The following is a 20,846-nucleotide window of genomic DNA, read 5'->3' on the forward strand; positions in this document are numbered from 1 at the left end:
ATTGAAGCCATCGAGCGAGGAGGCATTCCATGGCCGTGCTGAACTCACCGCGCTTCCAGGGGAGCGTGACGATCGAGCAATGCCTCAACGGGACGCGAACAATGCCGCCCAGCAATGGTGCGTTACCCGAGACCGACCACGACGCAGTAAAGCGCGTGCAGCGCGCTCTCGTCGATTTGGGTTACCTGCTGAGCTTCGATGACGAAGTTGACGGCGCTTACGGCAACCGTACCGCGCAAGCCGTCTCGCGCTTCAAGTTCGACCGCGGCATCTATCCGTCGGACGGCATCGTCGGCCCGAGGACATCGAAGGCGCTCGATGACGAGTTCCCGCCGGGCGCAATGAGTCTGGGCGTGTTCGCTCCCTTCGTGGCCACCCAGCGCATCGATTTCACGGTTGCTGGTCTGCTCGATGAATTGACTGGTCTTGCGGCACTGCCATGGGCCGGTCAGACGGCACTCTTTGCGCTTCAGGAGCTCACCAATCAGAATCTTGCGGGCATTGTTCGCGCCTCCCGGGCGGATGACCTCAAGCCGCACATTCCGGTAGCAGAGCACTTGTTGGTCGATCAGATCGCGGCGCGACTACTCGCTGCGACGCCCGATATACCCGCCTCCGGCGCCAACGCCGAGACCAGAAGATTCGATCAGGCCGGGTGGATGCGCGGCTTCATTATCTATCAAGATGGGTACCTCGATCGCGCCGTCCCCGGCGGCGAACGCCATGTGGGTGCGATGTTGTCCCTTACCCACGAGCTCAACCATGTCCGCAACCGCGTAATCGCAAAAGCATTGAACGCCGAACCGATCACACCTACCGACTACGTCGACGTCGGCAAGGCCAACGCCGCCGGGGCCGGGGGCGAGCCGACGACCTTTACCCGCGCAACCTTCATCGAGGAGGTCGGCTGCCGCCACCTCGCCTGGAAGGTCTATCAAGACCTCGTGGGTAACCACGCCCAAGCGATGCTCGCCAGCGGCGTGATCACCCGCCCTGCAGCGATTGCGGAACTTACGGCGACATTGCTGGCGGGCCAGCTTTTTCGCTCGACGATCAACTTCGCAACGCTCGGGGCAAACCCCAGCATTGCCTACCGCGACAACGGTTACATGAGCAATTTCTTGATGTTCGGTTCGTCGGCGGACCTCAACCGGCAGGCAGCGGTCTGGATGCGGACAGCCAACCGCTTCGATTATCACAACGTGGCAGCCAGGACCGACGAGATCCGCAATACGCTCACCGACGAATTCAACGCAGTCAGCCCCGGATTCGCGACTCCAGGCGTTGCACCCGCGGGCCTGATCGGCGCCTGATCCACATCCCGGCCACGCAGCTCGCGCCCGTTTGCGACCTCATCATCCATAACCGGCCGAAAATGACAGCCAACTGGGTCATCTTCTCGACGTGGCGGCGCCGCTCGATTTCGTAAGTGTCCAACAGCGTCTCTAACAACGGCGGCTACCTTCCACGTCAGGTTGGTGACATCCCGGATACCGGAATTGAGGCCTTGGCCGGCCATGGGCGGCATGAGATGTGCTGCGTCCCCGCACAACAGCACTCGTTCGACCCTCCAGCGCTCGGCCTGCTTAGCGCCATGGGTATAGATGACATGGCGCAGCACTTGCACAGTCTCGGGATAGACATGCTCGGAAAGCATCGCCAGCGCTGCACCTAGCGTGGTGAGCTCCTCGCCGCCGCAAATGTTACGCCGTGACCCACTCGACGACGTCATCGATGTCAGCGCGCTCAGTCCGGAAACTGTTGACGGGATGCGCAGTGTCAGCCAGCCCAAAACTTATGCCGCACACAATATCTCGTTCGCTAGGAACCGAAAAGTGTTCGCGCACGACGTCTGACTGCATCGCGATGGCGGCCTGGGCGATCGTCGCCACACCTAAACTCTGCGCCGCGGCTAGAAACGTCGAGACGTACGCTCCACAGTCGACGAGCCCGTACGGCCCAAGTCGGCTATCCGAGGTAATGACGGCCAAGTGGGGGGCCCCGAACAGTCGGAAATTTTCCAGCATCTGCTCAGCGCGGCGCGCATGGTCATCGCGTCGGATGCCGGCGGCCTCGTAGAGTGCGAAGCCCGCGGCGCGCCGCCGTTCCTGGTACACGCCGACATACTCGCTGGGCTCTGGGACATCGGTCTTCATCGGTCGCGTGCGGGCAGCATGGTGAAGCGCGTTCCTGAAGCGCTCGGTGCCTTCCCCGCTGGTGACGATGACCTGCCAGGCTTGGGAGTTGCACCAGGAGGCGGACCTTTGCGCCATCGTCAGGAGACGGCGCACCGTGTCCGGGGCGAGCTCGTGGGGCAGGAACGCTCGACAGCTGTGCCGTTCGCCCAGGATGCCTTCCAGCACGGCAGCCCGGTCCAGCCCACTCCATTGACTAACGACATTCTCGGTCATCGAGAACTACCCTGCGTTCCAATGGTTTCCGATCCACGCCGCAGCCGCGTTGATCACGTCGTCGGCTTCTGCGGCGCGGCCGGCCATGAAGGCGTGCACGTGTTGCTGTGCCGGCCAGACATCGAATGAGACGTCGACCCCCGCATTCATGAGGCGCTCTGCGAGCCGCTCAGCGTCGGAGAGTAATGCCTCGTGTCCACCCACCGCCACGAAGGTGGGCGGCAAACCGTCGAGGTCGGCGTGAAAAACGTTGGCCTTCGGGTCTGTGGGCGAGCCAGTAGGGCCCAAATACAACGCGGTGAGCTGCTCGGCGAGTTCGCGGGTAATGAAGGCGTCCAGATGCGCATTGGTCCGCATTGATTCACCAGCACATTCCAGATCAACCCACGGCGAGAACGCGCATACGGCGGCGGGCAGCTCACGCAGCGAGTCGCGAAGCCACACCGATGCCATCACCGCGAGCCCTCCGCCCGCTGAGTCACCGCAGATCGCTATGTCACGACCGGCATAGCCCTGTCCAAGGAGCCAGTCGTATCCAGTGATCGTGTCTTCGATCTGGCTCGGGAAGACATGCTCTGGAGTGCGACGGTAATCGATCAGCGCCACCCGGCTTCTCGCAGCCTTAGCGAGATGACCGGCTAATTTGCGGTGGCTGTGAATGCTCTGCAGGGCGAAGCCGCCACCGTGCAGATACAGGATGACCTTGTCCGGCCGGGCGGCTCGCGGCAGGCACCACAGTCCGTCCCGGGAATCGATCTCGACCTCGGCGTAAGTGACGTCGGTGGGTTCGGCGGTGCACTCGTGGATGTCCTCGATCAGGGCGCGCCTAACAGCGAAGGACACGTCAGGATTATCGGCGAAGAGTTGTCGCTTGTCCTCGAAATACTTTCGGAGCGCTTCAGATTCGGAACTCGGCACAGCGATCACCATTTCTTGTCAGGCTTCGGTCGGGGTCAGGTCAGCTCAGGTTCGATGAGTGCGGGACTGGCGGGCGACCCGCCGCACTCGGCTTGGAGCACGGGCATCACCTCCTCGGCGAACATGTGCATCTGGTCTTCTGCCTCCTTGCCGGTCATACCGGCGGCCTCGAAGACCGGGAAGACGTGATAGTCCTCGAATCCGCCCACCTGAAAGTCGGTCATCAGCCCGTCGATGATGCGTTCCTTGCTGCCGTGCAGCGTCACCCCCATCTGCTCGAACAGCGACCCGGTGAGCTGCACACCGTGGGGCAGGTGGATACCGTCGATCAGCGAGGTCGCTACATAGTTCGGGAAGTGGAACAGCCCGTTTCGCTGCTCTGGGGAGACGTCGCCGATGTGGATCCACCTGAGGAAGGCAACGCCGCGCTTAGCGTGTGAGTCCCAGCCGAACTTCACTGGGCCGTGCGAGTTGCGGTCGGGCCAGCCGGCCGCCTCGGCCGCACCGTGGTAGGTCTCAAGCACTTGACGCACCTGATCGGGGCCCGCACCCAGGTGGCAGAGATTGAAGCCGCGCCGCGCGGCTTCGCGCGCGGAGTTCGCGCTCAGCCCGGTCATCCACACCTGCGGATGCGGTTGTTGAAGTGGGTGTGGATACACCGATAATTCGCGCACGTAGCGCTTGCCGTTGCGTGACTCCACAATGTCGGAGACGTCTTTGGCAACATCCGGCTGCGAGAAGTAGGCGCGGGTGATCTCAGATTCCCACCGATTCCACTTCGGTGGGATCGCGTAGAAGTCACCGTGGTAGGAGAACGAGTCCTCGGTCCAGGCTTTCATGATGATTTCCAGTGCCTCGTCGAAATAGGCCTGAGCGCGGTCCGGATCAAGGTCAGAGGAGCCGTATACCTGCCCGAAAACCTCGGTCTCGCGCGGCCCGCCGCCTTTTCCGACGCCGAACTCCAGCCGTCCCCCGCTTAACACGTCGAGCATCGCGGCTTGCTCGGCGAGGGCGATCGGGTGGTGTCGAGCAAGGATGTTTGCCATCTGACCGATTCGGATCCGTTTGGTGCGCATGGCGATTGCGGCACCCACGACGATGGGGGCAGGAGAGAACTCGGCGCCCTCTGGCTGAAAATGATGCTCGGTCATGAAGTAGTAGTGGAACCCGAGTTCCTCTGCGAGGACCGCCTGCTCCACTTGCTGCATAACCGTTCGCTGGGCGGCGCGGTGACCAGCAGCCAAGTCGCCCACCGCATACGTCACGTCACCCGCCTCATCGGCTCTGGCAATCGGCAGGTCGGTCCCGCCGTTGTGTATGCATGAGAACTCGATCATTGGGGTCCTTTCCGAAGGTGACTTCCGAGCCGGAAGGCTGGATGCGATCTATGGATGTGCGCTCCGCGGACCGGTGCCGACGCGGGCCGCCGGGTTATGGGGTGCCTGTCATGGCCGGGCCGGCGGCCTGGCGGATGGCCATAACGACGGTCTTGGGTTCGGTGAAGAATTCGCGGGAGAAGTTGCCGCCCTCACGACCCCACCCCGAATCGCCCATGCCGCCGAAAGGTGCGCGTAGATCGCGGACGAAGAAGCAGTTCGTCCAGACCGTGCCCGCCCGCAGGGCCGCCGAGACGCGGTGCGCGCGCGAGAGGTTGTCGGTGAACACCATCGCATTGAGGCCGTAGGGGGAGTCGTTGGCCAGTCGGACCGCTTCGGCCTCGGAGTCGAACGCCGTGACCGTCACGACGGGGCCGAAGATCTCCTCCCGCTGCAGTCGACTGTCGGCCGGGACGTCGGTGACCACAGTGGGCCGTACTGTCCAGCCGGCACCTCGCCCACCGGTGACCACCGTCCCGCCAGGGTCGTCGAGGTAGCCGCAGACCTTGCGCCAGTGTTCCTCCGATGCGAGCGGCCCCACCTGGGTCGCAGCGTCGCGCGGGTCGCCGAGTACCAGGTGCTCTGCAGCGGCGACGAATCGTGTTGTGAATTCATCGATTACGCTGCGCTCGACGTAGAGCCGCGAACCAGCCAGGCAGACCTGCCCAGCATTGGTGAAGATCGCGCGAACCGACCACTCCACCGCCGTGTCCAAGTCGGCGTCGGCGAAGACGAGGTTGGCACCCTTACCACCCATTTCGAGGCTGACCGGGGTGAGGTTTCGCGCAGCAGCGGCGGTGATAGCCCGCCCGGTGCCGGACTCGCCGGTGAACGTGATCCGATCCACACGCGGGTCGGTGGTCAAAGCCTCGCCGGCCGAACCGGGCCCGTATCCGTGCACTACGTTGAAAACGCCTGCCGGGATCCCGGCCTCCAGGGCGAGGCGTGCCAGGATCGTCCCGCTGATGGGGGCGTCCTCGGCGGGCTTGAGCACGACGGTATTGCCCCAGGCGAGTGCCGGTGCGACCTTCCAGGACTCCAGCATCATGGGGAAGTTCCAGGGCGCGATCGCAGCGACCACTCCCGCGGGCTCGAAGCGCGCGTAGGCGTGGTGTCCGGTGTCGCTCGGATAGGCATCCGATGCGGCGAGCCGGGCGTGGTCGGCGAAGAACCGGAAGTTCTGTGCGGTGCGCGGCACGTCCTTGCCCCTGGCATCGGCGACCGGCTTTCCCATGTCGTGAGAGTCTGCGAGGGCGAGTTCCTCACCGTGCTCGTCGATCAGATCGGCGAGCCGATGCAGCAGTGCGCCACGCTGGGCGTGGCCCATTCGCGGCCAGGGGCCTTCGTCGAACGCGCGGCGGGCCGCCGTTACGGCAAGGTCCGCATCGCCGGTACCGCCCAGGGCGACCTCGGCCCAGGGCTGTTGAGTCCATGGGTCCACGGAGGCGAACCGGCCGCCGTCCACAGATTCGCGCTCTTCGCCGTCGATGACGTGTCCAGCCGTGATCATGAGCGCGTCTCCGCCAGCTCTACGGCGACGTCGATGATCATGTCTTCCTGGCCGCCTACCAGACCCAGATCACCACAGCGCCTGAGGATTTCGTGGGCAGGCACCTTGTAGCGTTCTGCCGCAGTCTCGGCGTGCAGCAGGAAGGATGAGTAGACGCCGACCCAGCCCTGCACGATGGCGTTGCGGTCCATACTCGGCCAGCGGTTCAGGTACGGCCTCACGACGTCCTCAGCTGCGTGCAGGAGACCCATGACATCCAGTCCGGTGTCCACCCCGAGACGGTCGAACACCGCAGCCAACACCTCGGTCGGCGAGTTGCCCGCGCCGGCGCCGAGCGCGCACAGGGATCCGTCGATGTAGCGGACTCCAACCTCATGAGCGATCACCGAGTTGGCGACACCGAAGCTGAGGTTCTGATGCCCGTGATAGCCGACCCACGCCTCGTCGCCGACTTCGGCCAGCAGTGCTTCGAAGCGGGCTTTCGCCTCGTGCATCAGAAGTGCGCCTGCCGAGTCCGTGACGTAAGGGACCTGGCAGCCCGCGTCGACCATGATCCGTGCCTGCTTGGCGAGATCTTCTGGCGACGACCGGTGCGCCATCATCAGAAATCCCGCAGTCTCCATGCCCAGGTCCCGCGCCGCTGCGAAGTGCTGAGGCGAGACATCTGCCTCGGTGCAGTGTGTCGCGATGCGCACCATGTCGGCACCGGCGTCGCGGGCGCGCTTGAGGTGCTTCACGGTTCCGATTCCCGGTACCAGCAGCACGGCGATCTTGGCCTGGGTGGCCTCCTCGCGGGCAGCAGCGATCAAGTTGAGTTCATCGGTGTGAGAGAACCCGTAGTTGAACGAGGACCCACCCAGCCCGTCCCCATGCGCCACCTCGATGACCTCGACCCCCGCGGCGTCGAGCGCTCGTACGGTGTCGCGAATCTCGGTCTCGGCGAACTGATGGGCCACGGCGTGACTGCCGTCGCGCAAGGTCGTGTCCACGATGCGCACGTCACGGCTCAGGTCCGGCCTCATGCGGCCTTCTCCAACTTCACCCTCGCCATCAACTCGCCCACACGGGCGGCCGCGGCGGTCATGATGTCCAGATTGCCGGCGTAGGGCGGCAGGTAGTCGCCGTTGCCCTTCACCTCGAGCAGCAGCGCCACGCGAGCGTGCCCTCCCCAGGACTGGCGCGGCTCGTCGAACTGGGGTTCGGCTCGCAGCGTGTACCCCGGCACGTACTGCTGAACGTCGGCCACCATTTCGTGAACCGAGGCCGCAATCGCCGCTCTGTCCGCTTCGGCGGCGATCATGCAGAACACGGTGTCCCGCATGATCATTGGCGGCTCCACCGGGTTGAGGATGATGATCGCTTTACCCCGCTCCGCGCCGCCGACATCGGCGACCGCTTGCCCGGTGATCTCGGTGAACTCGTCGATATTTGCTCGGGTGCCAGGACCCGCGCTTCGCGACGCCACCGAGGCGACGATCTCGGCGTACGGCACCGGAGTAACACGGGAGACGGCGCGGACCATCGGGATGGTGGCCTGCCCGCCGCAGGTGATCATTGAGACGTTCGGTGCAGCGATGTGGTCGGATAGGTTGACCGGCGGGCACACCATGGGTCCTAGGTGTGCGGGGGTGAGATCCACCGCCTGAATGCTCGCCTCGGCGTAGCGAGGGGCGTTGTCCTGGTGTGCCTTTGCCGACGTCGCCTCGAACACGATCTCGGGCAGCGGGTCCTGCCGCAGCAACCAGTCGACCCCTTCCGCACTCGCGTCGATACCCTGCGCCCGCGCTCGCGCCAAGCCCTCCGACTCCACGACTCCGACGACGTACCGCACCTCCAGTGAGCCGCTTCGCTGCAGCTTGGCCAGCAGATCCGTCCCGATGTTGCCCGGCCCGACGATGGCCGCCGGTACCTTGCCTGTCTTCATGGCACGAGTGTCGCTGCCAGGTGCGGACGCTCCTAGCGCGCCGTATCTGTCAGCGAAACGCGATAAGCAACCAGCCACTTTTCGCCGTACGACCCCGCGTTCGGCGTAGTCAGCGCGGCTGCTGCCGGATTCTCGAACGAAGCAATAACCTGACCTCATGACGAGGGCGGTAGCGAGTTCGAAGGCGGACGACAAGCGCCGGCGATTGGTAGAGGCGGGGCTTGAGCTGATGGAAGACCTGCCCTACGCCGACATCACCGTCGCCCTGGTCGCCGAGAAGGCAGGAATGGCTCGAAGCCTTGTCTTCTACTACTTCGAGGACAAGGAGGCGCTCTTCCGCAGCGTCGTCCACGACTTCCTCGACCGGGTCCGCCGGCTCTTCGAGGTGAACGATCTCTCCGATGTGGCGGATCCGAAGGTGTGGCTGCGCCGCGAGGTGGACATCTTCCTCGACTTCATGACTGATCACCCCCAGGCCATGGCGACCATCATGAGTCAGGGGTGGGAAATTGTGCCGGACGACACAGGGTCCACGATGATGGACTTCACTGCGGGCCGCGTGCAGCAAGCTTTCGGCCTTCCTCCGCAGGACGAGCTCATGGATGCCGCCTTGCACAGCTGGGCCTATCACTGCGTGGACCTCGCGATCCGAACGCAGAAGTCGTCCCTGCAGTCGGAGCGAGCAGTCATCGCCGCCCTACTCGTCGATCAACTGGAAGCGGTGTTGCGCACCCTCGACACCGCTGAGCGAGCGGTTTGAACCGCTAAGTTTGACCGCGAGTCAAAAAGTTCTTGACTCGCGGTCAAATTCTGTGTCATCGTCCTCTAGAGACAGGCCGCTAGCGTCGGCGGGCTCGTGGACGAGGAGGTCCCAGTGAAGTTCGGCGTCTTCTACAACCCGATGGTGCCCAAGGCGCCCGGCCGGGACGACTGGGAGCCCGGACAGGAGCGCAAGGTCCTGACCGACATGCTCGAACAGATCCGGTTCGCGGATAGCCTCGGTTTCGACTACGCATTCCTCGGCGAACACCACTTCATGCCCGAGTACGCCCACAACTCGGCCACCGAGGTGATCCTCGGCGCGCTCGCCGAGTCGACCAGCCGGATCCGGATCGCCACCGGGATCGTGCACGCCTCGCACAACGACCCCATCCGCACCGCAGAGCGCATTGCCACGCTGGACCAACTCTCGGGCGGCCGTGTCGAATTCGGGTTCGGCCCAGGCACGACTTCTGAAATCGGACACTGGCTCAAAGGCGACATCTCCCGCAAGCAGGAGCGATCCGACGCCTCCGCACAGATCTCGATCGACGTGCTCTGTTCGACCGGCGTGTGGCCGGGTGTAGACAACGAGTTCTTCCGATTCCCGGCGGGAAACGTTGTACCGAAATCTTTCCAGTCACCCCATCCACCCCTGTGGACGTCGACCGCGGTGCCGAATATGGCACCAGGGGTCGCGGCACGCGGACTAGGACAGCTCATGCTGACCCTGGCGGGGCCCGAGGCCGTCGCCAAGGAGGTCCAGTTGTATTGGGACACATTGCGATCGGGCGCCGTGACGCCGATGGGCAGGGGAATCAACCCCGCCGTCTTCACTTTCACCCTGGGACTGCTGGCGCCGACCGACGCACTGGCCGTCGAGCGCGCCCGCGAAGGCCTCGAGTACTACGGCTTCGGACTCACCGGCGGCGCCATGGCCCGCATCGGCGACCCCTCTCACCACCTCTGGAATTCATTCCAGGATTTCAAAGCGGGTCGCGGCGATATCCGTCCAGACTCCGGCTTGCCGTCCTATTTGATTGAACTGGGCAACAACTTCGCCGACCTCCCCGGAACGATGATGTGCGGACCGGAACGCGCTCGCGAGTTCGCCCGGCAGATCGAGGCGACGCACGCCGACGGTCTACTCCTCAGCCAACAGTTCGGGTGGACGCAGCACGAGCACCAGATGGAATCACTCGAGATCTGGGCGACCGAAGTAATTCCCGAGTTCCGCGAGCGCGAGGCGGAACATCAGGCATGGCGTAAGCAGCAACTGGACGGGATCGACCTCCCGATCGTGAGTTCACTGTGACCGGGCCTGCACCCGATCCGAACACCGTGCTCGGGCGCGCTGTCGGATTGCTGGACGCATTCGAGGCCGGCGACGGTGCACTGACCCTCGCGGAGATCCACGCCCGAACCCGCATGCCGAAACCAACCGCCTACCGGCTGCTGAATCAACTTGCGGGATGGGGACTCGTCGAACGTCATCACGACGGCTATCGACTCGGGATGCGGTTATTCGAACTGGGGCAACTCGTCCCCCAGCACCACCGCATCGGGCCGACAGTGGGCCCGGTCCTGCGTCGACTCCAGAAGAGCACCGGGCTGACGGTGCACCTCGCCGTCCTCGACGCGACCGACATCGTCTACCTCGAGAAACTCGCCGCACCCGGTGAACCGCCGATTGCGTCACGTGTGGGCGGTCGGCTACCCGCCCATTGCACGGCGGTCGGTAAGGCGGTCCTCGCGCACACGCCATCAGACTCCGTCCGCGCGGTACTGACGCGGGGACTGCACAGGAGATCACCCAGAACCGTTGTCGTTCCCGGGCTGTTCCTCGGTCAGCTCGAGGCCGTGCGGCGGTCCGGGTTCGCCCGAGACGACGAGGAGTGCGCAGTCGGGATCAGCTGCGTCGCCGCCCCAGTCTTCGACCGAAACCGACGGCCCATAGCTGCGCTCTCCGTCACGGCCAGGACCCATGACATCTGGCACGGACGAGCGGTCCACGCAGTCCAATCGGCCGCAGCCGAAGCCACTCGTCAACTGACGTGACCGCAGGGAGGAAGACATTGACAGAACGTTTCGCCAATAAGGTCGCCCTCGTCTCCGGCGCCGCACGCGGTCAGGGCCGAAACCAGGCTGTCCGGCTGGCGGCGGAGGGCGCGGACATCATCGCGTTCGACGTGGCCGGACCGGTGCCGGCACAAGGAACCCCCGCGGCAAGCCCGGAGGATCTCGCCGAGACCGTTCGGCTAGTCGAGAAGTTCGACCGGCGAATAGTCGCCACCGTGGCGGACGTCCGAGATGCCGACGCGGTAGCCGACCTCGTCGACCGCGGCGCCCGAGAATTCGGCGGGCTGGACGTGGTCGTGGCGAACGCGGGAATCTCGGGACTTCCGGGACCTGCCGCGCACATCACCCCGGACAACTGGGCCGCGGTCATCGACACCAACCTCACCGGCGCCTTCCACACCATCCGGCCGGCAATTCCACACCTGGTCGACCGCGGCGGGGGCGCGATCGTCATCATGAGTTCGTCCATCGGCCTGAAGTCTGTGCCCAACATGGCGGCCTACGGCGCCGCGAAAGCCGGTCTCACCGGTCTGATGCGGACCCTGGCGCTCGAGCTTGCCGAGTACAGCATTCGCGTCAACACGATCAACCCCACCACGGTGGCGACCCCGATGGTGCTGAACCCGGTCAGCTACAAGCTGTTCCGTCCGGACCTCGACGATCCGACCGAGGCGGATGTCTTGCCGGTTTTCCAAGCATTGAACGCTCTTCCCGTCCCCTACCTCGTGGCCGACGACGTAACCAACGCTGTTCTCTTCCTCGCTTCTGACGAGGGCCGCTACATCACCGGGGTCGCCATGCCAGTCGACGCCGGATATTCCGTGAAGTGACCGAATTGTCCTGTGCCAGAGAGGAAACCCCGTCCTCGGCTGCCGTGTCCGCCGACGGCGATCACTCCTTCGTCGATGGGGCAGCCGAGGCAATGCACCAGTTCCGTTCGGCAATGAGCGAACTCGTGGCAGGCGTGGCGGCGATCACCGTGAGTGAAGACGGTATGGCGCGCGGAATGCTCGCAACGTCCATCAGCTCCTACTCGGATCGACCACCATCGATTCTGGTGTCATTGGCGCACACGTCACGCACCCGCGATCCTCTGCTTAGGACCGACACGTTCGGCGTCCACCTGCTCGGACGTGAACAGACCGATGTGGCCGTGGCACTCGCCGGAAGCTCTGACGACAAGTTCACCACCTTGAGCTGGGGCTGGGATCGCGGTGTGCCCCAGTTGCATTCGGCGCTGGGTTACCTGCGGTGTCGCCGCAGCGCCTCGTTTGAGCATCACGATCACACAATCGTGATCGGCGACGTCGAGTTCGTGGAAATCGGCGCCAGCGCCCCTATGGTCTACTTCCGGCGAACGCTGGACTGGCATCTCGAACAAGCTTCCCCACAACGCCTTCGACGAACCTGAAAGCGGAGTCCACCGTGTACTTGCACGTCGACATGGCCGCCACCCCGGCGGCCGTTCAGCTTCGCGACCGAGAGAACCTCGGCGAACTGTCGATTCGGGTCACCGGTGAACCAGATATGGACCGGCTGCGCGCCGCCCTCGCCGCATGGGGGCGTCTCGACGACGATCACCACGCGTACATCCGAGTCGATGCCCTACGCACCCTGGCTGGTGAAAGTGCCCGAAATGCGGACTGGCGAACGGCTTTCGACGACATGATCGCCTACGCCCGCTCCCACGGCTGGGTCGACCAAGGCGGCGCAGTTCGCGCGCATATCGACACGGAAGTCTCGTCAGATCGGCAATCGAAGGGGGACGACGATGACCATCGACGCAAACATCCGTAGCTCGACGGTACAGGGCGCGGCGCCCGCCACCGTGTGGTTTGGGCCGACCGGCGACGTCACTGAAAGTCGAATCTGCGACGAGAGTCGTTTCAGACGCATCCGCGCCAGCGATCTGCGCGACGCCGCGAGGAAGTCGGCACGATACCGCGAAACCGTGCCGGGACCGCAAGCGGTGCTCATCGATATCGACGTCATCCTGGACGACGACGCTGGTGAGGCCCTGCGCACATACGACGGAATCGATTCTCGGGCTCGCGCGAATCTCAGCAGCACACTGCACTACGTTGGTACCCCGACGGGTCTGGCCGGCCTGCTCTGCGACATTCGTTCCCTCGGCATCGCCGATGGCGTGGTTTTGGTTCCCGTTCAGGTGCGACCAGGCCCCGACGGTGCCGACCAGTTGGCATTGGAGCGCCGTCATGAGTCGCCCGACGTGCGGATGTAGTGAAATACGGCTGCGCCCCTGTTAGCTGCCTTGACCTTGCGCAGAATCGCATGCACGCGAGATTTCACCGTCCCTTCTGACAAGATAATTCGCGCGCCGATTTACTTGTTCGTGTCGGCGTGCGCAAATCAGCTCGATGACCTCGATCTGTCTGCGCGTGAGAATGGCGTAGTTCGATGAACGCGGTGCAATCACGTGCGTTGCGCGTGGACCCTGGCGTTGACCGTCGGATGGGGCCACTGAGCCGTTCCCAGTTTGATGCGTCCCAGCCCGCGGCGCCTCAACCATGAAGCCGGCATCAAATCCAGGCGGTTCAATGACATCTGGACCGTCTCACGCTCGTGTCATTTTTGCGAAGATCTGAAACCGCTGGTAGTCGGATGTTCCTTGTGAGCCTTGCGCTTTCAGGATTCGATCCACTCAGCCGCCACGGTCGTTCGCTCACACTTACAGCATCGCGGGCGCCAACTTCTCCACTTGCGCCACTGAGGTGTTATCGACCCCGTATCAGTTGCAGCGTCGTATATAGACCCACTGAGCACTTCGCCTATTGGACCGAACCGGACGCCGCTCCCTGCCTCACCTGCCGGCGAGCCAGGGGACGATATCTTGACGACGTCGACAGTCGCCTGATCGCTACAGAGGCCTGGATCGTTTGCGGCATCAAGAAGCCTTCGATGAGACCGCGGAGATGGTCGTATTCCTCATGAAACACATACGCGTCGAGCCATGTCGTGCACGACTGTACTAGATGCGGCCTAAGCGGGATGCGCCTCGCAGCAACCAGTTTGAGGAGTTGGCGAATCGCCGCAAACGCGTCGCCGGCGCCGACCGCGACGAAGGCGTAATTGCATTCACCGATACTCATGTGTGGTCTAGCAACATCGATGAGCGCCCATGCCAGGTTGGTTTCTTGTTCGTGCCTCACATCAAGGACCGCTTCGCCTCTAGCTCACCGCGTGGGGGTGGCGGGTCGCGGGTCCCTCATGTGTAGGCGGCACTCTGACCAGTTCCCACGGACATACCATCCGCGAAGTGCCCATGCTTGTCCTCACTTGAACGAGCACTGTTCCCACGTCAGTCACAGTGCCGACGCGAGTACCCTCGCGGACCTCGTCGCCTATCGAGAATCCCATCTTGCTGCCCTCCAAACATTCCCAAGGCTTCTACCGAGCGCAGCGCGCTACGCAGATCGTCACGGCCATCGCCGCCCGTAATCGATTCGTGGAACGGCTAATTCACCGCGTGTGTGCCAGCACAGGGTGTCCCTGCCGTCGCGCCAGTAGACCTTGTATCTAATCGCGTCAGTGTCAACGATGATTCCGCTGCCGCGTCGATAACTCATTCGCGACAGAACGGTATCGCCGATCACTGGAAGGCGCGGATTGCGTCCGACAATCATGACTGACTGCTATCTGGTCGGTGCCTGATCTCGACAACGAAGCGATGCCCAACGTGATCGACCACATCCCAGGAATAGGGGCCGCGCATCTGCGTCATGCCCAGAGTGTGGGCGGCACGGCGAGCATCTTCCTCCGACCGGATGTTTGCCAGCCGTTGACCGTCACTTCTGATGAGGATCCACATCGCTATAGCCTTACATCGTCTAGGGGATCCCCTCGCCGGCCCGCACCGAGTGCCGACGAAAGCCCGCCGCCAATAGACGCCGCGAAATCTCGAAACTCATGACCGTGCCGACTGGAGCTCATCTTTAGCGCTATATTCGTTGTCACCGTTTACATTTCCTTTCAAAGTGATGTGTATTGCCGATCCGGCCGTCAGGTTGATACCCGCCGTCGATCGACTGCTGCTGATCGGTCGTCGCACTCCGTCGCGCTGCGGATGCCCTCAGCTACACGACTGTCCCCAGAGTGCTCAAAGCCAGTTTCCGATCGACGCCTCGTCTGCTTGCTGGCGTTCGTCGCACGATGACCGACTCACCAATCCGTCAAAGGTGAGCGGCTTGGTCAGTGTCGCAGCCTGCATAGCCACACCTGCGGCTCAATACCGTGTACACCCACACGCGACGCAGCCCAATATCGGCACACGCGCAGATCGTGATCGCACGGCGAACGGCGTCCTCTTTCCGTTTCCCAACCAAGCTTTTCACGCAGGTTTGCTTCTGCCGTTCGGGCGGCGCATCGCGCTGGCCAAGGACGGCTCGGCGTCCCGTGGCCGCGGTGGTCATAACTGACGACTCGCACCGCACCGCTGTAACGGCGGGCCAGATAGGAGATGTGGCGCGTCCGCGACCCTCGGGACAGGCAAAGCCCGCGCAGGAAAGTAACGGTGCACCGCGCAGCGGCGTCGCCATGATCGGTGTAAGCCAGCCGTACGCCGTCGCCAGCGGTAACGGAGCTCTGACACACGCGGCGCTGGGCAGCGGTGTCGGGGCCCGCAACGGTCGCCAGTGCTTGCGCGGCGCTCACGTCGCACCCGCGCGGCCGTGATCTTCCAATGATTCCTGTCGAGTTCGGACCGTTCGCCGAAGAGTGTCCGAACCTCGGGAGCGTATAGCGACCCTGAAACACTGCAAACTTCACTTGGACCTCCTTGTCCAGGGTTCACCGCCGCTACGCGGCCTGTCCTTGACGATGACACAGAATTTGACCGTGAGTCAAGACTTTTTTGACTCATAGTCAAAAATTCTTAGGAACTCGTCAACTAGCTCGCTCGGCGGCGTGGAGGGTGGTGAAGACGGCCTCGAGTTGGTCGACTAGGAGGGCGGCGATGACTGCTCGCTCCGACTGCAGGGACGACTTCTGCGTTCGGATCGCGAGGTCCACGCAGTGATAGGCCCAGCTGTGCAAGGCGGCGTCCAGCAGCTCGTCCTGGGCAGGCAAGCCGAATGCCTGCTGCACGCGGCCCGCGGTGAAGTCCATCATCGTGGAGCCCGCGCTGTCTGGCTCTACCTGCCACCCCTGACTCACAATGGTCGCCATGGCCTGCGGATGAGCTGTCATGAAGTCGAGAAAGATGTCCACCTCACGGCGCAGCCACACCGTCGGAGCTGCCACGTCCGACAGATCGTTCACCTCGAACAGCTGGCGCACCCGGTCGAGGAAGTCGCGCACGACGGTACGGAACAACGCCTCCTTATCGGTGAAGTAGTAGAAGACGAGGCTGCGCGCCACCCCTGCCTTCTCGGCGACCATCGCGACGGTGATCTCGGCATAGGGCTGTTCCTCCATCAGCTCAATCCCTGCTTCAATCAGCCGCCGATGCTTGTCGTTGCCCTTTGAAGTCGCTCCTGACCTCGTCATGGGGCTTGTCCCGGCAAAGATCAGCTCCCGTCGCGGGATGTCAGCCCGAGCGAACGGGCGATCAATAGTCGCTGTATCTCGGAGGTGCCTTCGACCACGGTGAGGATCCGCGCGTCCTGATGGGCGCGTGCGGCAATGCCGCCGCCCACGACGCCCCGTGCGCCGCCCAGCTGTGTCGCGATCGCCGCGGCTTCGTTGGCCGCCTCCGAGGAGACGAGTTTGGCGGTCGCCGCCTCTCGCTCGATCGGCAGGCCGCGATCACGTTTCCACGCCGCGTCGTAGGTCAGCAGGCGAGCCACGGAGGCGAGTGAGACGAGGTCGGCCAGCCGAAAGCCGGTGTTCTGGAAGTCGGTCAGCGGCCGACCGAACACCTCGCGGTGTCCGACGAGTTCGAGTGCGTGGCGAAGACAGCCTCGCGTCACGCCGGTTCCGACCGCCGCGATGGCTATCCGGGCCCAGGTGACGAACGACAACGCGGCGCGCAGCCCCTGTCCTGGTCGACCCAGCGCCGCCAATTCTGGGACTCGGACCTCGTCGAGGTAGACCGGGTGGGTGTCGGCGGACCGCCACCCCAGTTTGTCGTAGTCGCTGCCGACGGTAACGCCTTTCGCGTCGAGGGGGACCAGGAACGTGGAGATCTCGTTACGTCCGTCCGGGTTCTCGCCGGTGACCGCGAAAACGATCACGTACCGGGAGAAGGGCGTTCCGGAGTTGCTGATGAACTCCTTCGATCCTGAGATGATCCAGTCGGAGCCGTCGCGCCAGGCCTGGGTGTGCAGGTTGCGCGTGTCCGATCCACCGGACGACTCGGTCAACCCAAAGGCGATGAACGCGTCACCTCGGGCTGCTTCCGGCATAACCTCGGCTAGAAGGTCCGGCCGATCGGCGGCGAGATGGGCCAGCAGGGCGACGCTCATCGCTTGTACGTGGATCGTCGCCGCGAACGAGACGTCCACGGCGGCTGCCTCCTCGACGGTGACGCACAGCGTCCGCAGGTCAGCATTCGAGCCGCCATATTCGGAGGGCGCCAGAAGCCCGAAGACGCCGAGCTTGCCGGCTTCACGACACAGGTCCGGGTCGAAGGTACGTTCGGCCGCGCGCTGGGCAGCACCGGGCTCGACGACCTCGCGCGCGAATGTCCGCACCACCGCTTGCCAATCACAGTGATCCGAGTCGAGCGCCCAGGGCAGGCTGTGTCCGCCGTCGAGAAAAGACTGCACTTCATGCTGGTCGATGCCCACGTTTGGTTCTCCCTGGCTAGGCTCGATGCTGCAACCTGGTGTGCGTGAATAGGCGGGCGTTTTCGCAGCCCGCCTGGACTCCGGCAGTGGGATCTGATCACGCTAGAGATCCTGAACCGCTGGCATCACCTGCTCGGCGAAGTTACGCAGGTACTCCGCGGACTCGGCGAAACTCATGCCGGCCTTCGTCGCCACCAGATGCAGCTCACTGGGTGCGCCCTCGGAGTAGGTGCCGCGCAACTCCGCGATGGCCTGCTCCGGGGTCTGAAACACCCGCTCCCACCCCGGCATCTCTTCCGGCGTCTGGGGGACTGCGTCCATGAACACCTCGCTGTAGGGGTGAATGCCCTGGCGCCGATAGTTGAAGCTGTGGAACAGGCCCTCCCGGTGTTTCGCCCACGCCCGCTCCGGATCGTCGGTGACGAAGCACGTTCCGAAGGTGTTGATCCGCGCGTAGTTCGGGTCGCGCCCGTTGCGAACGCAACACTCGCGCCAACTCGACAACCAGTTCTGCCACACCTCGCTGCCAGGGGTGAGGTTCAGGATCATTCCGCCAACCGCACCCACGTCGAGTCCACGACTGGCCACCCGATCCATGGCCTTCTCGGAAAACGCCGCGACTACCCATAGCGGCAGCGGAGTTTGCAGCGGCTTAGGGTTCAGCCAGACGCCCTCGAGATCCCACCGCTTACCGTGGAAATCGAACGGCTCCGGATCGCGCCAGCACCGCTGCATGATGTCGATACCCTCCTCAAGGAGGCTGGGTCGTAACCGGGGGTTCACCCCGAACATGGCGAATTCCATGTCGAACGTCTGACCGCCCTGACCGAGGCCGACGTCCAGCCGTCCGCCCGACAAGATGTCGATCACCGCGAGTTGCTCGGCCAGCATCACCGGGTGGTAGAAGGGCATCTGGATGATGTTGGTCCCGATTCGGATGCTGTTCGTGTGGTGGACCGCGGCGGTCAGCGTCACCGGCAGGCCGGGGTTGAAGCCGTCCGGATCCCCGTGGTGTTCGGCCAGGCTGATGGAGTGATAGCCGAGCCCTTCGACCTCTTGCATGTGTTCGAAGGCCGCGCCGTAGAACTCCGGCCACGGTTGATACCAATCCTCGCGCGGCGGATTCCGCAAGTCGTAGATGACTCCGAACTTCAAGAGGACCTCCTCGTCCCGGATTTCGCCGCCTTGGCGACCTCGTCCGATCGAGCATTGCCCAGAATTAGACCACGAGTCAAGAAATTTCTTGACTCGTGGTCAAACTTGGGGTTTTCATTGTCTTGGGACGTCAGATGGGGCGCGGCGTCCGGAACCGAACACGACATGAGGAGGCGCATCGGTGAATGGTCATGCTCGGCAGGACTGCACCTACGCCGACGTGATCGCGGAGGCGCTTCAACGCCACGGCGACCGGGTCGCCTTCGTTGCCGGCGAGCGACAGATGACCTACTCGCATGCCGCGGACGTGACCGGGCGACTGATCCGAGCGCTGGCCGACCACGGTGTCGGCAGGGGAGGCGGGGTCGTAGCACTCGGTCCTAACTCACCCGAGATTTGGCTCCTGCAGGCGGCGTGCTATCTGATGGGAGCCCGGTTCACCGGGTTGCACGCCCTAGGTTCGCGCGACGATCACGTGCACGTCATCGAGGATTCCGAGGCGACGGTCCTGGTGGTGAGTCCTTCCCACGCCGAGACTGGCGCAGAGCTCATCAGCCGCTGCAGCGCCGCGGAGCACCTGTTCACCCTCGGGCCTGCGTCTGTCGGCCGAGATCTCACCAGCCTGATCGAACGGCTTGAACCCGCGCCCCTGACTGGACACGGTGTCGAAGCCGAGGACATCGCATGGCTGCAATACACCGGCGGCACGACCGGCGTGCCGAAGGGCGTCATGCTGTCGCAGCGGGCAATGGTCCAGCAGGTGCAGTCATGGCTGGCCTCCGCCGGGATGCCCCACTATCCGCGCTATCTGGCGGCCTCACCGATCACCCATGCGGCAGTGTTGCCGCTGCTGCCGACTCTCGTGCGGGGCGGCACCGTGATCCTGCAGGAGTCGTTCTCACCCGCGGCGTACGCCTCGGCGATCGACGAGCACCGCGTGAATTACACGCTCGCCGTCCCGACGATGCTCTACGAACTGCTCCGCCACCTGGAAACGGCGACCTACGACCTGTCGAGCCTGGAGACGCTGGCCTACGGCGCGGCGCCAATGGCACCCGCCCGCGTGGTCGAGGCGCGGAAGCGGTTGGGTCCGGTGTTACTTCAGGGCTATGCGCAGACTGAAAGCGGCGGGGTGATGATGACATTGCGCCAGCACGAGCAGGACGGTGCCGCGCTGGAGCGGCTGAAGGGCTCCTGCGGACGCCCTGCGGTCGGCTTCGTCTGCGCCGTGCTGGACGACGCCGGAGAACCGGTGCCCGATGGAGAAATCGGCGAGATCTGCACGCGCTCAGCGGCGGTCATGTCCGGCTACTGGAAGCAACCTGCGCTCACCGAACAGGCGTTGGCCGGCGGTTGGTTGCACACGGGGGACGTCGGCTACCGCGACGCCGACGGCTTCTACTACGTCGTGGATCGACTCAAAGATCTCGTCATCTCGGGCGGGTTCAATGTCTACCCGAAGGAAGTCGAGGATGTCCTGACCAGCCACCCGGCGGTTGTATCGGCGGCGGTAATCGGTGTGCCGCACCCGAAGTGGGGAGAGCAGGTCACGGCCTACGTCGTGCCACGCGTCAGCGGTGTCGACGTCGACGACCTGATCGCCCTTGTTCGGCGACGCAAGGGGCCACACTACGCGCCCAAGGTGATTCATCTGACCGATGAGCTGCCGAAGACATCGGTCGGAAAGATCGACAAAAAGGCACTGCGTGCGGCGCATTGCGAAACGCGACGTGCGCCAGATTGATTGAGCGCCGCGGCGCCGTTTCAGCGCTGCCCGGAGGCGCGTAGCGCAGCGAGCGATTCTCCGCCGGCGAACCAGTGCTCGGGTTCACACTCGGTGAGTACGACCCTGATCGACTCGCGGCGGGCGCCGATCGCCTGCACGGCGGCGGCGGTGAGGGTCTTGCCCAGCGCGTCGAGTTGTTCGGGTGTGCGGCCCTTGGCCAGGGTCACTTGAATGAGCGGCAT

General features: G+C 64.0%; 19 protein-coding genes and 1 pseudogene. 9 read left to right on the forward strand and 11 right to left on the reverse strand.

Annotated features, from left to right (window positions below):
* Positions 1-29 precede the first annotated feature (29 nt).
* The gene (locus J3E61_RS33240) at positions 30-1,313 is read left to right on the forward strand and encodes a peptidoglycan-binding protein (RefSeq protein WP_192726033.1); all 1,284 of its coding nucleotides are present in this window, start codon (positions 30-32) and stop codon (positions 1,311-1,313) included.
* On the opposite strand, the gene J3E61_RS33245 is transcribed toward J3E61_RS33240, so the two are convergent.
* From J3E61_RS33245 to J3E61_RS33275, 7 genes are all read right to left on the reverse strand, one after another.
* Complete coding sequence (locus tag J3E61_RS33245) at positions 1,196-1,657, reverse strand: FAD-dependent monooxygenase (protein ID WP_192726032.1); 462 nt, start codon at positions 1,655-1,657, stop codon at positions 1,196-1,198. The genes J3E61_RS33240 and J3E61_RS33245 overlap by 118 nt on opposite strands.
* Before the next feature lie 46 nt (positions 1,658-1,703).
* Positions 1,704-2,411, reverse strand: coding sequence for a nitroreductase family protein (locus J3E61_RS33250; protein WP_192726031.1), 708 nt, complete (start codon positions 2,409-2,411; stop codon positions 1,704-1,706).
* A gap of 6 nt (positions 2,412-2,417) precedes the next feature.
* Positions 2,418-3,329 (reverse strand): alpha/beta hydrolase fold domain-containing protein, encoded by a 912-nt coding sequence (locus J3E61_RS33255; protein ID WP_192726030.1) that lies wholly within the window; start codon positions 3,327-3,329, stop codon positions 2,418-2,420.
* A 35-nt stretch (positions 3,330-3,364) separates the two neighbouring features.
* The gene (locus J3E61_RS33260) at positions 3,365-4,666 is read right to left on the reverse strand and encodes an LLM class flavin-dependent oxidoreductase (RefSeq protein ID WP_210086901.1); all 1,302 of its coding nucleotides are present in this window, start codon (positions 4,664-4,666) and stop codon (positions 3,365-3,367) included.
* A gap of 94 nt (positions 4,667-4,760) precedes the next feature.
* Positions 4,761-6,215 carry an aldehyde dehydrogenase gene (locus tag J3E61_RS33265; protein WP_210086902.1) on the reverse strand — a complete coding sequence of 485 codons (1,455 nt, stop codon included), beginning with the start codon at positions 6,213-6,215 and terminating at the stop codon, positions 4,761-4,763.
* Positions 6,212-7,237: a 4-hydroxy-2-oxovalerate aldolase gene (dmpG, locus tag J3E61_RS33270; RefSeq protein WP_210086903.1), complete on the reverse strand. Its 1,026-nt coding sequence runs from the start codon at positions 7,235-7,237 to the stop codon at positions 6,212-6,214. The genes J3E61_RS33265 and dmpG overlap by 4 nt, the downstream gene beginning before the upstream one ends.
* Complete coding sequence (locus tag J3E61_RS33275; protein ID WP_210086904.1) at positions 7,234-8,139, reverse strand: acetaldehyde dehydrogenase (acetylating); 906 nt, start codon at positions 8,137-8,139, stop codon at positions 7,234-7,236. The genes dmpG and J3E61_RS33275 overlap by 4 nt, the downstream gene beginning before the upstream one ends.
* Positions 8,140-8,296: 157 nt before the next feature.
* On the opposite strand from J3E61_RS33275, the gene J3E61_RS33280 reads away from it, so the two are divergent.
* The 7 genes from J3E61_RS33280 to J3E61_RS33310 all read left to right on the forward strand — a co-directional run bounded on the left by J3E61_RS33280 (position 8,297) and on the right by J3E61_RS33310 (position 13,219).
* The gene (locus J3E61_RS33280) at positions 8,297-8,899 is read left to right on the forward strand and encodes a TetR family transcriptional regulator (protein ID WP_192726025.1); all 603 of its coding nucleotides are present in this window, start codon (positions 8,297-8,299) and stop codon (positions 8,897-8,899) included.
* Positions 8,900-9,013: 114 nt separating this feature from the next.
* Positions 9,014-10,213, forward strand: coding sequence for an LLM class flavin-dependent oxidoreductase (locus J3E61_RS33285; RefSeq protein WP_210086905.1), 1,200 nt, complete (start codon positions 9,014-9,016; stop codon positions 10,211-10,213).
* Positions 10,210-10,956: a helix-turn-helix domain-containing protein gene (locus J3E61_RS33290; RefSeq protein WP_192726023.1), complete on the forward strand. Its 747-nt coding sequence runs from the start codon at positions 10,210-10,212 to the stop codon at positions 10,954-10,956. The genes J3E61_RS33285 and J3E61_RS33290 overlap by 4 nt, the downstream gene beginning before the upstream one ends.
* Before the next feature lie 17 nt (positions 10,957-10,973).
* Positions 10,974-11,807, forward strand: a complete 834-nt coding sequence (locus J3E61_RS33295; protein WP_192726022.1) for a mycofactocin-coupled SDR family oxidoreductase — start codon at positions 10,974-10,976, stop codon at positions 11,805-11,807.
* Positions 11,804-12,388 (forward strand): flavin reductase family protein, encoded by a 585-nt coding sequence (locus J3E61_RS33300; RefSeq protein ID WP_210086906.1) that lies wholly within the window; start codon positions 11,804-11,806, stop codon positions 12,386-12,388. The genes J3E61_RS33295 and J3E61_RS33300 overlap by 4 nt, the downstream gene beginning before the upstream one ends.
* A gap of 14 nt (positions 12,389-12,402) precedes the next feature.
* Positions 12,403-12,774: a hypothetical protein gene (locus J3E61_RS33305; protein WP_210086907.1), complete on the forward strand. Its 372-nt coding sequence runs from the start codon at positions 12,403-12,405 to the stop codon at positions 12,772-12,774.
* Complete coding sequence (locus J3E61_RS33310; protein WP_210086908.1) at positions 12,749-13,219, forward strand: hypothetical protein; 471 nt, start codon at positions 12,749-12,751, stop codon at positions 13,217-13,219. Before J3E61_RS33305 ends, J3E61_RS33310 begins: the two co-directional genes overlap by 26 nt.
* A 2,660-nt stretch (positions 13,220-15,879) precedes the next feature.
* Here the strand turns inward: J3E61_RS33310 and J3E61_RS33315 are convergent.
* From J3E61_RS33315 to J3E61_RS33325, 3 genes are all read right to left on the reverse strand, one after another.
* Positions 15,880-16,410, reverse strand: coding sequence for a TetR/AcrR family transcriptional regulator (locus tag J3E61_RS33315; protein WP_210086909.1), 531 nt, complete (start codon positions 16,408-16,410; stop codon positions 15,880-15,882).
* 92 nt (positions 16,411-16,502) lie between these two features.
* Entirely contained in the window at positions 16,503-17,723 is a 1,221-nt protein-coding gene (locus J3E61_RS33320; RefSeq protein WP_210086910.1) for an acyl-CoA dehydrogenase family protein, read from the reverse strand.
* Positions 17,724-17,825: 102 nt separating this feature from the next.
* Positions 17,826-18,878 (reverse strand): LLM class flavin-dependent oxidoreductase, encoded by a 1,053-nt coding sequence (locus J3E61_RS33325; RefSeq protein ID WP_192726017.1) that lies wholly within the window; start codon positions 18,876-18,878, stop codon positions 17,826-17,828.
* A gap of 220 nt (positions 18,879-19,098) precedes the next feature.
* On the opposite strand from J3E61_RS33325, the pseudogene J3E61_RS33330 reads away from it, so the two are divergent.
* Positions 19,099-20,622: pseudogene (locus J3E61_RS33330) on the forward strand (AMP-binding protein); the annotation flags it as partial.
* 20 nt (positions 20,623-20,642) lie between these two features.
* Here J3E61_RS33330 and J3E61_RS33335 read toward each other — a convergent pair.
* On the reverse strand, positions 20,643-20,846 hold the full coding sequence (locus J3E61_RS33335) for a tautomerase family protein (RefSeq protein ID WP_192726015.1): 204 nt from the start codon (positions 20,844-20,846) through the stop codon (positions 20,643-20,645).

Origin of the sequence: Mycobacterium sp. OAE908 (assembly GCF_017872775.1) — a bacterium.
In the GTDB taxonomy this organism is placed as follows: domain Bacteria; phylum Actinomycetota; class Actinomycetes; order Mycobacteriales; family Mycobacteriaceae; genus Mycobacterium.

Coding starts and splice junctions, on each gene's coding strand:
- J3E61_RS33275 (WP_210086904.1), bottom strand. CDS start 8,139: ATGAAGACAGGCAAGGTACCGGCGGCCATCGTCGGGCCGGGCAACATC.
- dmpG (WP_210086903.1), bottom strand. CDS start 7,237: ATGAGGCCGGACCTGAGCCGTGACGTGCGCATCGTGGACACGACCTTG.
- J3E61_RS33335 (WP_192726015.1), bottom strand. CDS start 20,846: ATGCCGCTCATTCAAGTGACCCTGGCCAAGGGCCGCACACCCGAACAA.
- J3E61_RS33315 (WP_210086909.1), bottom strand. CDS start 16,410: ATGGAGGAACAGCCCTATGCCGAGATCACCGTCGCGATGGTCGCCGAG.
- J3E61_RS33260 (WP_210086901.1), bottom strand. CDS start 4,666: ATGATCGAGTTCTCATGCATACACAACGGCGGGACCGACCTGCCGATT.
- J3E61_RS33280 (WP_192726025.1), top strand. CDS start 8,297: ATGACGAGGGCGGTAGCGAGTTCGAAGGCGGACGACAAGCGCCGGCGA.
- J3E61_RS33250 (WP_192726031.1), bottom strand. CDS start 2,411: ATGACCGAGAATGTCGTTAGTCAATGGAGTGGGCTGGACCGGGCTGCC.
- J3E61_RS33240 (WP_192726033.1), top strand. CDS start 30: ATGGCCGTGCTGAACTCACCGCGCTTCCAGGGGAGCGTGACGATCGAG.
- J3E61_RS33245 (WP_192726032.1), bottom strand. CDS start 1,657: ATGCTTTCCGAGCATGTCTATCCCGAGACTGTGCAAGTGCTGCGCCAT.
- J3E61_RS33310 (WP_210086908.1), top strand. CDS start 12,749: ATGACCATCGACGCAAACATCCGTAGCTCGACGGTACAGGGCGCGGCG.
- J3E61_RS33265 (WP_210086902.1), bottom strand. CDS start 6,215: ATGATCACGGCTGGACACGTCATCGACGGCGAAGAGCGCGAATCTGTG.